Here is a 14,009-nt window from a genome sequence, read left to right as displayed (position 1 = left end):
AGCACGCCCTCTCGTCCGGCCACCGCGCCGATCCGACATTCCGCCGGGACGCCTGCATGCAGCGCGCCCCGGCCTGCAGGAGACACCCATGAGCACCCATAACGAGTACGACTACATCATCATCGGCGCCGGTTCGGCCGGCAACGTGCTGGCGACCCGCCTCACCGAAGATGCCGATGTCAGCGTGCTGCTGCTGGAAGCCGGTGGCCCGGACTACCGGCTCGACTTCCGTACCCAGATGCCGGCGGCACTGGCCTTCCCGCTGCAGGGCAAGCGCTACAACTGGGCGTACAAGACCGATCCCGAGCCCTTCATGAACAACCGCCGCATGGACTGCGGCCGCGGCAAGGGCCTGGGCGGCTCGTCGCTGATCAACGGCATGTGCTACATCCGCGGCAACGCGATGGACTACGACAACTGGGCCAGCATGCCGGGCCTGGAAGACTGGACCTACCTGGACTGCCTGCCGTACTTCCGCAAGGCCGAAACCCGCGACATCGGCCCCAATGACTACCACGGTGGCGACGGCCCGCTGCGCGTGACCACGCCGAAGGCCGGCAACAACGAGCTGTTCGCGGCGATGGTCGAAGCCGGCGTGCAGGCTGGCTATCCGCGCACCGACGACCTCAACGGCTACCAGCAGGAAGGCTTCGGCCCGATGGACCGCACGGTGACCCCGAAGGGTCGTCGCTCCAGCACTGCCCGTGGCTACCTGGACCTGGCCAAGCCGCGTCCGAACCTGACCATCGTCACCCACGCACTGACCGACCGCATCCTGTTCTCGGGCAAGCGTGCGGTGGGCGTGCAGTGGCTGCACAACGACCAGCCGCAGCGTGCCACTGCGCGCCGCGAAGTGCTGCTGTGCGGTGGAGCCATCGCCTCGCCGCAGATCCTGCAGCGCTCGGGCGTCGGCCCGGCCGACCTGCTGCGCAGCCTGGACGTCGACCTGGTGCACCACCTGCCAGGCGTCGGCGCCAACCTGCAGGATCACCTGGAGATGTACCTGCAGTACGAATGCAAGAAGCCGGTGTCGCTGGCGCCGGCACTGAAGCTGTACAACCAGCCGGCGATCGGTGCCGAGTGGCTGTTCCTGGGTACCGGCATCGGCGCCAGCAACCAGTTCGAGGCCGGTGGCTTCATCCGCAGCGATGCCGAATTCGACTGGCCGAACCTGCAGTACCACTTCCTGCCGGTGGCGATCAATTACAACGGCTCCAACCCGATCAAGGCGCACAGCTTCCAGATGCACGTCGGTTCGATGCGCTCGCCCAGCCGCGGCCGCATCCATGTGCGTTCGAAGGATCCGCGCGAACATCCGAGCATCCTGTTCAACTACATGTCGCACGAGCAGGACTGGCGTGAGTTCCGCGCGGCGATCCGCATCACCCGCGAGATCTTCGCGCAGCCGGCGCTGGCACCGTACAGCGGCCGCGAGATCTCGCCGGGCAGCGCGCTGCAGACCGACGCGCAGATCGACGCATTCGTGCGCGAGCATGCCGAGACCGCCTACCACCCGTCGTGCTCGAACAAGATGGGCCATGCCGATGACCCGATGGCGGTGGTCGATGGCCAGGGCCGCGTGCACGGCCTGGAAGGCCTGCGCATCGTCGATGCCTCGATCATGCCGCAGGTGGTGACCGGCAACCTCAACGCGCCGACCATCATGATGGCCGAGAAGCTGGCCGACGTGATCCGCGGCCGCACCCCGCTGGCCCGCAGCACCGCGCCGTACTACAAGGCCAACGGCGCACCGGTGCGCAAGCAGGGCTGACGCAAGCGGCCCGATCGAGCGCAGATGCCGGCACTACCCAGCAAAGAGGCCCTTCGGGGCCTCTTCGCGTTTTCCCTACGGCGGGGTATGCTGCAATGAACGGCCATTGTCGCTACGCTCAGGGCCGAACCTAATACATCACGATTCCTGGAGGGGGAATATGAGTCTGGATCGTCCCTGGCTGCAGAGCTATCCGAAAGGCGTTCCCGCCGAAATCGACGTCAACGAATTCCATTCGGTCGCCTCGGTCTTCGACGCTTCCGTCGCGAAATTCCGCGACCGTCCCGCCTACTCCAGCTTCGGCAAGGTCCTCACCTATGGTGAGACGGATGCGCTGGTCACCCAGTTCGCCGCCTACCTGCTGGGTGAGCTCAAGCTCAAGAAGGGTGACCGCGTCGCCCTGATGATGCCCAACTGCCTGCAGTACCCGGTGGCCACCTTCGGCGTGCTGCGCGCCGGACTGACCGTGGTCAACGTCAACCCGCTGTACACCGCGCGCGAACTCAAGCACCAGCTGGTCGACGCGGGCGTCAGTGCGCTGGTGGTGGTCGACAACTTCGGCGACACCGTCGAGCAGGTCATCGCCGACACGCCGGTCAGGCACGTGGTCACCACCGGCCTGGGCGACCTGCTCGGCGCCAAGGGCGCGATCGTCAACTTCGTGCTGAAGTACGTCAAGAAGATGGTGCCCAACTACCACATCAAGGGCGCCGTCCGCTTCAAGCAGGCGCTCAAGCTGGGCAGCCGCCACGCGCTTCCGCCGGTCGAGATCGACCACGACGACATCGCCTTCCTGCAGTACACCGGTGGTACCACCGGCGTGGCCAAGGGTGCGATGCTGACCAACCGCAACCTGATCGCCAACATGCAGCAGGCGTCGGCGTGGCTGTCCACCTCGGGCATCGAGCCGGGCAAGGAAGTGATCATCACTGCCCTGCCGCTGTACCACATCTTCGCGCTGACCGCGAACGGCCTGGTCTTCATGAAGTTCGGTGGCTGCAATCACCTGATCACCAACCCGCGCGACATGAAGGGCTTCGTCAAGGAGCTCAAGGGCACCCGCTTCACTGCCATCACCGGCGTCAACACGCTGTTCAACGGCCTGCTCAACACCCCGGGCTTCGACGAGATCGACTTCTCTTCGGTCAAGTTCACTCTGGGCGGCGGCATGGCGGTGCAACGTGCCGTGGCCGAACGCTGGAAGAAGGTCACCGGCGTGACCCTGGTCGAAGCCTACGGCCTGACCGAGACCTCACCGGCAGCCTGCATCAACCCGCTCACCCTGCCCGAGTACAACGGCGCCATTGGCCTGCCGATCCCGTCCACCGATGCCTGCATCAAGGACGACAACGGCAATATCCTGGCGCTGGGCGAAGTGGGCGAGCTGTGCATCAAGGGCCCGCAGGTGATGAAGGGCTACTGGCAGCGGCCGGAAGAAACCGCCACCGCCATCGACGCCGACGGCTGGCTGCACACCGGCGACATGGCGAAGATGGACGAAAAGGGCTTCTTCTACATCGTGGACCGCAAGAAGGACATGATCCTGGTGTCCGGCTTCAACGTGTACCCGAATGAGGTCGAAGACGTCATCGCGATGATGCCGGGCGTGCTGGAAGTCGCCGCCGTCGGTGTCCCGGACGAGAAGTCCGGCGAAGTGGTCAAGGTCGTGATCGTGAAGAAGGACCCGAACCTGACCGCGGAAATGGTCAAGGAACATGCGCGGGCAAACCTGACCGGTTACAAGCACCCCAGAATCGTAGAATTCCGAAAAGAGCTGCCGAAGACCAATGTCGGCAAGATTCTCCGTCGCGAGCTGCGTGATACGCCCGCCCAGTAAGGGTTTCCGGGCAACGGGACAATACAGGGACCCCGCCGGAGACGGCGGGGTCTTTCTGTTACCGGAACATGGCCGGTACAGCGCTTGCGGGCGGTTCACGACGGGTGCATAGAATCAGTCGCCGCCGCACGTTCAGCCCGCCCCCTCACTCCTCTCCGTCCGCTCTGCGGTTGGCCGGACGGTCACACGGAGAACTCCCATGTCCGCAGTACGCCCCATCATCACCCGCCCCTCGCAGCACCCTACCCTGCGTATCACCGAGGAGCCCGAGCGGGATGTCTACTGGATCCACATGCACGCCAACCTGGTCAACCAGCCAGGCCGGCCGTGCTTCGCCTCGCGCCTGGTCGATGACATCGTCGACTACCAGCGCGACCTGGGCGACCGCCTCAGCGCCTCGCACGCCCTGTCACCCCATGTCGTTCTTGCCTCGGACAGCGACGTGTTCAACCTGGGGGGCGACCTCGAACTGTTCTGCCGCCTGATCCGCGAAGGCGACCGCGCCCGCCTGCTCGACTATGCCCAGCGCTGCGTGCGCGGCGTGCATGCCTTCCATGCCGGCCTGGGCACCCGTGCCCACAGCATCGCCCTGGTCCAGGGCAATGCACTGGGTGGCGGCTTCGAGGCCGCACTCAGCTGCCACACCATCGTCGCCGAGGAAGGCGTGCTGATGGGCCTGCCCGAGGTGCTGTTCGACCTGTTCCCGGGCATGGGCGCCTACTCCTTCCTGTGCCAGCGGATCAGCCCGCGCCTGGCCGAGAAGATCATGCTGGAAGGCAACCTCTACACCGCCAGCCAGCTGAAGGAGATGGGCCTGGTCGACATCGTGGTGCCGGTGGGCGAAGGTGTTGCCGCGGTCGAACAGGTGATCAAGGAAAGCCGACGCATTCCGCACGCATGGGCAGCGATGCGTGAGGTCAACGAGATCGCCACCATGGTGCCGCTGCATGAAATGATGCGGATCACCGAGATCTGGGTGGACACCGCCATGCAGCTCGGCGAGAAGTCCCTGCGCACCATGGATCGGCTGGTACGGGCGCAGGCCCGGCGCAATGGCGACCCGGCCTGAGCGTCTGGCGGGTCAGGACGGGCTGCGCTCGCTGTCGTCGCGGTGCGGTGCCCCCGCGCTACGGGCAGCCAACGCATTCCTGCCGTTGCGCAGGGCGGTCGCCAGGCTGCCGAGGCGGGCGCTCCATTCACCCTTCAGCTGCCAGTCCGCCATGCGCATGATTTCGCCACTGGAGGCGGCAACCTGGACAAGCCCCAGGTTGCTCGCCACACCGCGCAGCGCGTGTGCGTGCTCGCGGAAATCCTCCCAGGCCTGGCGCTCGCCGCAGCCCTGCAGCTGGCCCATGCTCGCGTCGACGTCCGCCAGGCATTGGTCGATGAACTTGCGTTCGAAGCCATCGCCCATGCCCAGCGACGCCAGCTCGTCCAGTACTGCGGTATCGAGCACGCCATCGCCGACCGGCAATGCCGGCACCGACTGGATGCCGGACTCGGCGCGGGTGTTGGCGGCGACATCGGCCAGCACTTCAAGCAGGCGGGTGGCCACCACGGGCTTGGCAAGGAAGGCGCGGGCACCGGCCTGCTCGCAACGCAGGATGGACTCGGGGGTGACGTCCGCGCTCAGCACCATGACGGGAACGTAAGGCATGCCACTGGCCTGCATCACCCGCAACTGCTTGAGCAGGTCCAGTCCGCTCATGCCGGGCATGTGCAGGTCGACGATCGCTGCGTCGTAACTGGCCTGCTCCAACGCATCCAGTACTTCGGCGCCGCCATTGACGCAGGTGACCTTGTGGCCGGCCTTCTCCAGCAACCGCTGCAGCACCATGCGGTTGGCTTCGTGGTCGTCGGCCACCAGGACCCGCAGGCTGCGCACCCGTGCACGATGGCGCAGGAAGGGATTGGAAAACGCGATGACATTCCCAGCTTCAGCCACCTCGGAGGGAACCGCCGTGGCTGATGAGGTGTCTGCGACGTCCAGCGTGATCTCGACCCAGAACACGCTGCCGCGCGGGCTGTTCGGCGCATAGCCGACCTGCCCGCCCATCGACTCGACCAGGCCCTTGGCAATGGCCGTGCCCAGACCGGTGCCTTCATGGCGACGGGCCAGGCCGACATCGCCCTGCTCGAAGGCATTGAACAGGCGCCCGCGCAACGCCACCGGCACGCCGATGCCGGTATCGACGATCTCGAAGCGCAGGCGCATCCGCTCGCTGCCCAGGGCATCGGGGCTGGACACGCGCAGATGCACGTAGCCGCTGTCGGTGAACTTGACCGCGTTGCCCATCAGGTTCAGCAGGATCTGCTGCAGATGCCCGGCATCACCCAGCAGGCGCGGCGGCACGTTGTCGTCCACCTGCACGCGATAGTCCAGCGATTTGGAGCGGGTCTGCGGGGTCAGGATCAGATTGATCGCCTGCAGCACATCGGCCAGCGCGAACTCGTGCCACTCCACGCGCACCTTGCCGGCTTCGATCGCGGAGATGTCCAGCACCTCTTCCACCAGCGCCAGCAGGCTGCGGGTCGAGGCCTGGATGGTGTTCAGGCACTCGCGCTGCTCATCGTCCAGGCGGGTGGTGGCCAGCACCTCGGTCATGCCTGCCAGCCCGTTCAACGGCGTGCGGAATTCATGGCTCATGTTGGCCAGGAAGCGGCTCTTGGCTTCATTGGCCTGGCGCGCCTCGGCCACCGCCCGGGTCAAGGCATGCAGCAGCGAATCGAAGTACAGCGGAATCGCGCCCAGGCCCAGCAGCAGGCCCCAGCCCAGATAGTCGTGGCCGCGCCAGTATGGCGACAGCATCACCGTGCACAGGAAGGCCAGGCAGCCCATGGCAGTAGCCACGCGCAGGTAGGTGCTGCCGTAGCGCATGCCGTTGCCGATCGTGACCCACAGCATCACCGCATACAGCGGTGCCGCCGGCTCGCCCTGGATCGTCATGATCCAGGCCATGCAGGTGTAGTCGGTCAGCATGCCGATCACCCGGCGCACATGCGACACGCCCGGATTGACCAGGATCGCGGTCAGCAGGCCGGCGGAAATGGTCAGCTCGAAGGCGAGGATCAGCCACGTCGTCGTCAGCGCTTCACCGCCACCGCTCAGCGAACGCCAGCCGAGATAGCTGATGAACAGCGCCGTGATGATGATGCGGATCAGGTTCTGCGCGTGCTCGCTGTCCTCGCGCCCGGACAGCCGCTGCTTGAAGCGGGCCAGCAGCGAGCGCTTGTCGGAGCCAGCGGCGGGCGTCGTATCCATGGTCGGATGTCGCATCCTTCGGCGCAGCAGGGAGGAGCAGCACAACGGTACTGCCAGCAACCCCAACCACAGGGAAATGGCCAGGCCCAGGTTGGCCTGCCAGTAAGGGGTCAACAGCACGGTGGTGCCGAAACTGACCATCGCCAGCACGATGGCAGCGGCCAGGTAGCGCGGCCCGAAGCGCAGGCCGTTGCCCACCGTGACCCACATCACCACCGCATACACCCACGCCAGCGGCTCGCCCATCTGGATCATGCCGACCGCGATCAGGCCGTAATCGGCCAGCATCCCGGCCACGCGCCGCGGGTCCGAGCGCTCAGGCTTCCACAGCAGCCAACCGCATAGCAGCAACGACAGGCCCAGCCCGGTCAGCACCGTTGCCAGCACGCCCTGGTACTGGTCCAGCCGGTGCAGGCGGGCACCGGACAACAGTACATAGACCAGGATCAGCGAGATCAGCACCACCCGCACGATCGCCTGGCCATGTTCCGAATCCGGACGCTGCGCCAGCCGACGCCTCACGCGTGCGAACAGGTCCTGCATGTCACCCACCCGGTCGCGTCGATGCCGTCGAGTGCTGGGCGCAGATATCCATCAACTGCTGGTGACCGCGCATCAGCGCATCCACGCAGCGCGGGTCGAACAATCGGCCACGCTGGGCGTACAGATAAGCCAGTGTGGCTTCCATGGTCCATGCTTCCTTGTACGGACGGGGTGAGATGAGTGCATCGAAGACATCGGCCACGGCGACGATGCGCGCTTCCAGCGGAATCGCCTCTCCGACCAGCCCATCCGGGTAGCCGCTGCCGTCGTAACGTTCGTGGTGGCGCAGCGCGATCAATGCGCCGACCTGGATGAAGCGGTTCTGGCTGCCGCTGAGCAGTTCATGGCCGATGCGCGGGTGACGGCGCATGATCGCCAGCTCCTCGTCGTTGAGCTTGCCCTGCTTGAGCAGCACGGCATCGGGAATGGCGATCTTGCCCATGTCATGCAGCGGCGCCGCCATCTCGATCAGGCGCACGTCGTCTTCGGGCAGGCCCAGCTGTTCGGCAATCAACCCCGCTACGCGCGCCATGCGCTCGAGGTAGGCACTGGTGCCGGCATCACGGAACTCGATCGCCCGCGCCAATCGCGACAGGGTCTCGCGTTCGCGTTCCTCGACCTCGTGCATGCTTGCCAGCAAGCGCTGCTCCAGCGACAACGCGCGTTGCTTCACGTTCTCGGTCTGCTGGCGCAGCTGCAGCAGGTTGTAGCAGCGCGCGCGCAATTCGCGCGGGCGGATCGGCTTGACCAGGAAGTCGATGACCCCCGCTTCCAGCGCCGCCTGACGAATCGGCTCGTCGCCGACCACGGTGATCAGGATCACCGGAATGTCGCGATGCTTGGGCAGGCGGCGGAAACGGCGGGCGAACTCCAGCCCGTCCATCTCCGGCATGCGGTAATCGAGCAGCAGCAGGTCGACCGGATGCGCCTCGCACCAGGCCAATGCGGTCAGCGGATCACCGAAGTCATACACGCTCAGTTCGGGCGCGATGTCCTCGATGACGTGACGCAGCATCGTCCGGGCGGACGTCTGGTCGTCAACAATGACGATGTTCAACGCGTACTCTGCCTGGTTTCTCGACCATGCTGGATCATCAGCAGGCGAGGATACCCTGCCGCTGCGAACGCTCGCACCCTGCATCGGCCTGACTCCCGTGTCATGCGTCCCGGTTCATGATCGTCATCACATTGTGAAGCGGACTCTCCACAATGCGCACTCCCCCTGGCGCCGATCAAGCCATAACAGACGTCAAGGTAGTGCATTAACGATACGCCGAGTGCGGGAGGCGTCAATCGCGCCGTCTCATTTCGCGACGGCGCGCACAAACAGGAGTCAAAAAGACGACTTACTGCTCCGGACGCATGTACGGGAACAGCAGCACGTCGCGGATCGAGCTGCTGCCGGTCAGCAGCATTACCAGGCGATCGACGCCGATGCCGAGGCCGCCGGTCGGGGCCATGCCGTACTCCAGCGCACGGATGTAGTCGGCGTCGTAATGCATGGCCTCGTCGTCGCCACCCTCCTTCGCCGCTACCTGGGCCTGGAAGCGCTGGGCCTGGTCTTCCGGGTCGTTCAACTCGGAGAAGCCGTTGGCCAGCTCCTTGCCGTTGACGAACAGCTCGAAGCGGTCGGTGTAGCCCGGATCGTTATCGTTGGCGCGGGCCAGCGGCGAGACTTCCACCGGGTGGTCGGTGATGAAGGTCGGCTGGATCAGGGTGTGCTCGACAGTGGCCTCGAAGATCTCCAGCAGCAGCTTGCCCCAGCCGTAGGACGGCTTGACTCGGATCTTCAAGCGCTCGCAATGGCGCAGCAGCGCGTCGCGGTCGGTGCAGTCGGCCGCAGAGATTTCCGGGTTGTGGTGACGCACCGCCTCGTCCATGCGCCAGCGGCGGAACGCCGGGCCCAGGTCGATCTTCGCACCGTCCCACTCCACCTCGGTGCCGCCGTTGACCGCCTGGGCCACGTCACGGATCACGCCTTCGGTCAGGTCCATGATCTCGTTGTACGTGGCATAGGCCTCGTACAGCTCCATCATGGTGAATTCCGGATTGTGGCGGGTGCTGACGCCTTCGTTGCGGAAGTTGCGGTTGATCTCGTACACGCGCTCCAGGCCACCCACGGTCAGGCGCTTGAGGTACAGCTCCGGCGCCACGCGCAGGTACAGGTCCAGGTCCAGCGCGTTGTGGTGGGTGGTGAACGGCTTGGCCGCCGCGCCGCCGGGGATGTAATGCATCATCGGCGTCTCGACTTCCAGGAAGTCGCGGTTGTCCAGCCACGCGCGCATGGCGCGGATGATCTTCGAGCGCTTGATGAACACCGCGCGCGATTCCGGGGTCACGATCAGGTCGACGTAGCGCTGGCGATAGCGCTGCTCGACGTCGGCCAGGCCATGCCACTTGTCCGGCAGCGGGCGCAGCGACTTGGTCAGCAGGCGGATCGATTCGGTTTTGACCGACAGCTCGCCGGTCTTGGTCCGGGTCAGGCCGCCTTCGACGGCGATGATGTCGCCCACGTCCCAGCCCTTGAAGGCGGTATAGGCATCGCCCAGCACCGTGCCCTGCAGGAACAGCTGGATGCGACCGGACTCGTCCTGGATCTGCGCGAAACTGGCCTTGCCCATGATGCGCTTGGCCATCAGGCGGCCGGCCATCTTCACCGTGCGGCCGGCGGCTTCCAGCGCTTCGGCGGTCCACTGCTCGGCATCGGCGAACTCATCCTGCAGGCGCCCGGCGAAGTCCTGGCGACGGAAATCGTTCGGGTACGCGATGCCCTGCCCACGCAGCGCTTTGAGTTTCTCACGGCGCTCGGCAATCAACTTGTTTTCGTCGACGGGGGGGGTATCGGTAGCTTCGCTCATGGATCTGCGGGAATCGTGTAGTGAGGGGGGATGCTGCGCCGGCAAAGCCGGTTGGACAGCATACCAAAACCGCCCCGCCCCGGCCCCGGCAGCGCCCGGTAGCGCCGGGCCATGCCCGGCGGTCGGTCGGCGCACGAATCCGCCGGGCGTGGCCCGGCGCTACCTCAGCCGTTCCCCGGGAAGGCCTGCCGCAGCTCGTCCACCAGCACCCGCTGGTTTTCCGAGTAATCCACCGGCACCGATACCAGGTGCACCCCGCCCTCGTTGAACGCCGCCTCCAGGGTCGGAATGAACTGCTCGATGGCGGTCACCTCATGACCCTTGCAGCCATAGGCCTGCGCGTACTTCACGAAATCGGGATTGCTGAAGGTCATGCCGTAGTCGGTGAAGCCATCCACCGCCTGCTTCCAGCGGATCATCCCGTAGGCGCCGTCGTTGAGGATCAGCACCACCAGGTTCAGGCCCAGCCGGCGCGCGGTCTCCAGCTCCTGGCTGTTCATCATGAAGCCGCCATCACCGCACACCGCCAGCACCCGCCGCTGCGGATGCAGGATCGAAGCCATGATCGCCGACGGCAGACCCGCACCCATGGTCGCCAGCGCGTTGTCCAGCAGCAGCGTGTTGGCCACCTGAGTGCGGTAGTTACGCGCAAACCAGATCTTGTACATGCCGTTGTCCAGCGCCACGATGCCGTCCGGCGGCATCACCTGGCGCACGTCATGCACCAGCCGCTGAGGAGTGAAGCCGTCCTCCTCGGCACGGGCGGCCAGGTGCTCCAGGATGGTCGCGCGCAACGGCAGCAGCGCATCGGCGTTCGGCACCGCGCCTTCGATGCGGTCGGCCAGCTGGGTCAGCGAGCGGCCGATATCGCCGATCACTTCCACCTGCGGGAAGTACACCTGCTCCACCGCCGCCTGCGAATAGCCGATATGGATCACGGTCGGCCCACCCGGACGCATCACGAACGGCGGCTTCTCGGTGACCTCATGGCCGATGGTCACGATCACATCGGCCTGGTCGATGGCCATGTGCACGTAGTCGCGCTCGGTCAGCGCCGCGGTGCCCATGTACAGGCCCGAACCACCGGCCACCGCGCCCTTGCCCATCTGCGTGGTGAAAAACGGGATGCCGGCACGCAGCACGAACGCCGACAGCGCCTCGCTGGACTGCGGCCGCGACGCCGCCGAAGCGATCATCAGCAACGGTCGCTTGGCATTGCGGATGATCGCCGCCGCACGGTCCAGTGCTTCCGGACTGGCGATGGGACGATCCACCGCGTGCGGCGGAATCAGCGCCACGTCCCCGACCTCATCGGCCGCGATGTCTTCGGGCAGCTCCAGCAGCACCGGGCCCGGGCGCTCTTCCAGCGCGGTGCGGAATGCCTCGCGCACGATCGTCGGGATGGTGCGCGCCGAGACGATCTGCCGCGCCTGCTTGGTCAGTGGCTTCATCGTGCTGACGATGTCGACGATCTGGAAGCGTGCCTGCTTGCTGGCCACGATGCCCTTCTGGCCAGTGATCATGATGACCGGCCACGCACCGAGCAGCGCGTAGGCGGCGCCGGTGGTGAAGTTCAGCGCGCCCGGCCCCAGCGTGGCCAGGCACACCCCGGGCTTGCCGGTCAGGCGGCCATAGGTGGCCGCCATGAATACCGCTGCCTGCTCGTGGCGGGTGATGACCAGCTCGATGCTGGAATGGCGCAGCGACTCGACCACGTCGAGATTCTCTTCGCCGGGGATACCGAAAATGCGCTCGACGCCTTCGTTCTCAAGTGCGGCGACAAGCAGATCTGAACCCTTGGACATTGGAATGCCGTCCTTTTCGCTGGACTGATGATGGATCGTTGCAGGAAGGATGGAAGCTGCGCGTCAACGCTTGTCGAACCAGACCGTCTGCGCGTTGACGAACTCGCGGATGCCGAAGTGGGAGAGCTCGCGGCCGAAGCCGCTCTTCTTCACGCCCCCGATCGGCACGCGCGGGTCCGAAGCAGAGAATCCGTTGACGAACACGCCGCCGGTCTGCAGCCGGCGCGCAAGCTGCATCGCACGGGCACGGTCGCCGGTCCACAGGTTGCCGCTGAGACCGAACTCGCTCTGGTTGGCCAGCTCCACCGCATGGTCGGCATCACGAGCGCGGCTGATCGAGGCCACCGGACCGAAGGTCTCGGTATCGAAGGCCTGCATGCCCGGCTCCACGTCGGCCAGCACGGTGGGTGCGTAGAACGCGCCCGGGCGATCCAGCTGATGGCCACCGACCAGCAGCTTCGCGCCCGCGTCCACCGAGGCGCGTACCTGCGCATCCAGCTGTTCCAGCAGGTCCTGGCGTGCCATCGGACCAATGCGATTACCCGCTTCACGACCATCGCCGATGGTCAGCGCCTGCACCTTCTGGCAGAACTGCGCCACGAAACGGTCGTATACCGCGTCTTCAACGATGATGCGCTTGCCGGCGATGCAGACCTGCCCGGTGTTCTGGAAGCGTGAGGCCACCGCCGCATCGACGGCAGCGTCCAGATCGGCGTCGGCCAGCACGATGAACGGGTCCGAGCCGCCCAGTTCCAGCACCACCTTCTTCAGCGCCTGCCCGGCCTGGGCAGCAATGCTGCGGCCGGCGGCCACACTGCCGGTCAGGGTCACCGCCGCGATGCGGTCATCGGCGATCGCGCGGCTGGTGCCGTCGCGGCTGATGTTGGCGGCGATGAAGGTGCCTTCCGGCAACCCAGCGTCGCGCCAGGCGGCATCGAGCAGCTGCGCGGTACCGACGATGTTCTCGGCCGGCTTCAGCAGGAAGCCGTTGCCGCCCATCAGGATCGGCACCGCCGCGCGCATCACCTGCCAGTACGGGAAGTTCCACGGCATGATGCCCAGCACCACGCCCAGCGGCAGGTAGGACACGTAAGCCTTGTCGTCAGGCACCTGGGTCGGCTCGTCGCGCAGGAACTGCGCACCGTGGTCGGCATACCAGTCGCACAGCACGGCGCACTTCTCGATTTCGGCCAGGGATTCGGCCTGGACCTTGCCCATTTCGGCAGTAGCCAGCGCAGCCAGCTTTTCACGGTCGCGGCGCAGTACCGCGGCCATCGCACGCAATACGTCTGCACGCTGTTCGAGGCTCCTCGTGCTCCAGGCGGCGAAGCCAACCTGGCCGCGATCGAGGATGGCGTCCAGTTCGGCGTCGGTAGCGAAAGGGTGGCTGGCGATCTGCTGGCCGGTGGCCGGATCGCGGGAAATGGCGGTACTGGGGGCAGCGGACATGCAGGTCTCCTGGTGTCTCGACGACGGGCGGTGGCCCGTCTCCTGCACAGGAATGTGGACCCGATTGGCGGAGGCAACAAGGCGTCTGCTTATCCTGTGACCTGCACTTACCTGTCTGAATGGGGATAGGTGCCGGCAGGGCTGCGCCCTGCACCCGCAGAGGCCAGGGCAACGTCAAGGTCAAAGGCCTGCATTCCGTGGGATGGCGGGGTGGGTCCGCGATCTGTCGGAAATACTTTTGGGGTCAGATCCGTTTTCCTGTGGAAAACGGATCTGACCCCCGGAATTTCATTCGATATCTGACAGATGTGTCGACCAAGGTCGACACCTACCTACAGCCACTACCTACAGCCACGTGAACCTGTCGAAGGTGGGGCGGTGTCGGAGTGCGGGGTGTCAGCCGCATGGGCCCGAGGCATGCCTCGGGCGGGTTGGGCAGGACGCCCAACCCCGGTCTTGCCGTGTGCGTAGGACAGCGTACACA

At 65.8% G+C, this 14,009-nt stretch carries 8 protein-coding genes; 3 read left to right on the top strand and 5 right to left on the bottom strand.

Going from position 1 to position 14,009, the window contains the following annotated elements:
• The first annotated feature begins 88 nt into the window (after window positions 1-88).
• The 3 genes from betA (at window position 89) to rpfF (ending at window position 4,677) form a co-directional block, all read left to right on the top strand.
• Window positions 89-1,771: a choline dehydrogenase gene (gene betA, locus ARC63_RS01375; protein WP_057502337.1), complete on the top strand. Its 1,683-nt coding sequence runs from the start codon at window positions 89-91 to the stop codon at window positions 1,769-1,771.
• Window positions 1,772-1,931: 160 nt separating this feature from the next.
• Window positions 1,932-3,608, top strand: coding sequence for a long-chain fatty acid--CoA ligase (locus tag ARC63_RS01370; protein WP_010482498.1), 1,677 nt, complete (start codon window positions 1,932-1,934; stop codon window positions 3,606-3,608).
• Between the two features lie 199 nt (window positions 3,609-3,807).
• Window positions 3,808-4,677 (top strand): diffusible signal factor synthase RpfF, encoded by an 870-nt coding sequence (gene rpfF / locus ARC63_RS01365; RefSeq protein ID WP_049413283.1) that lies wholly within the window; start codon window positions 3,808-3,810, stop codon window positions 4,675-4,677.
• Between the two features lie 12 nt (window positions 4,678-4,689).
• Here rpfF and ARC63_RS01360 read toward each other — a convergent pair whose 3' ends face one another.
• The 5 genes from ARC63_RS01360 to ARC63_RS01340 form a co-directional block, all read right to left on the bottom strand.
• The gene (locus ARC63_RS01360; protein ID WP_082587797.1) at window positions 4,690-7,413 is read right to left on the bottom strand and encodes a response regulator; all 2,724 of its coding nucleotides are present in this window, start codon (window positions 7,411-7,413) and stop codon (window positions 4,690-4,692) included.
• Between the two features lies 1 nt (window position 7,414).
• Complete coding sequence (gene rpfG, locus ARC63_RS01355; protein ID WP_006364528.1) at window positions 7,415-8,554, bottom strand: cyclic di-GMP phosphodiesterase response regulator RpfG; 1,140 nt, start codon at window positions 8,552-8,554, stop codon at window positions 7,415-7,417.
• 205 nt (window positions 8,555-8,759) lie between these two features.
• Window positions 8,760-10,271, bottom strand: coding sequence for a lysine--tRNA ligase (lysS, locus tag ARC63_RS01350; protein WP_057502336.1), 1,512 nt, complete (start codon window positions 10,269-10,271; stop codon window positions 8,760-8,762).
• Window positions 10,272-10,435: 164 nt separating this feature from the next.
• Window positions 10,436-12,076 carry an acetolactate synthase large subunit gene (locus ARC63_RS01345; protein ID WP_057502335.1) on the bottom strand — a complete coding sequence of 547 codons (1,641 nt, stop codon included), beginning with the start codon at window positions 12,074-12,076 and terminating at the stop codon, window positions 10,436-10,438.
• A gap of 63 nt (window positions 12,077-12,139) precedes the next feature.
• Complete coding sequence (locus ARC63_RS01340; RefSeq protein WP_057502334.1) at window positions 12,140-13,525, bottom strand: NAD-dependent succinate-semialdehyde dehydrogenase; 1,386 nt, start codon at window positions 13,523-13,525, stop codon at window positions 12,140-12,142.
• Window positions 13,526-14,009: the final 484 nt, after the last annotated feature.

It is taken from the genome of Stenotrophomonas geniculata ATCC 19374 = JCM 13324, from assembly GCF_001431625.1.
Taxonomy (GTDB): Bacteria; Pseudomonadota; Gammaproteobacteria; order Xanthomonadales; family Xanthomonadaceae; genus Stenotrophomonas; species Stenotrophomonas geniculata.
This window is presented reverse-complemented; position numbering and strand designations above follow the sequence as displayed.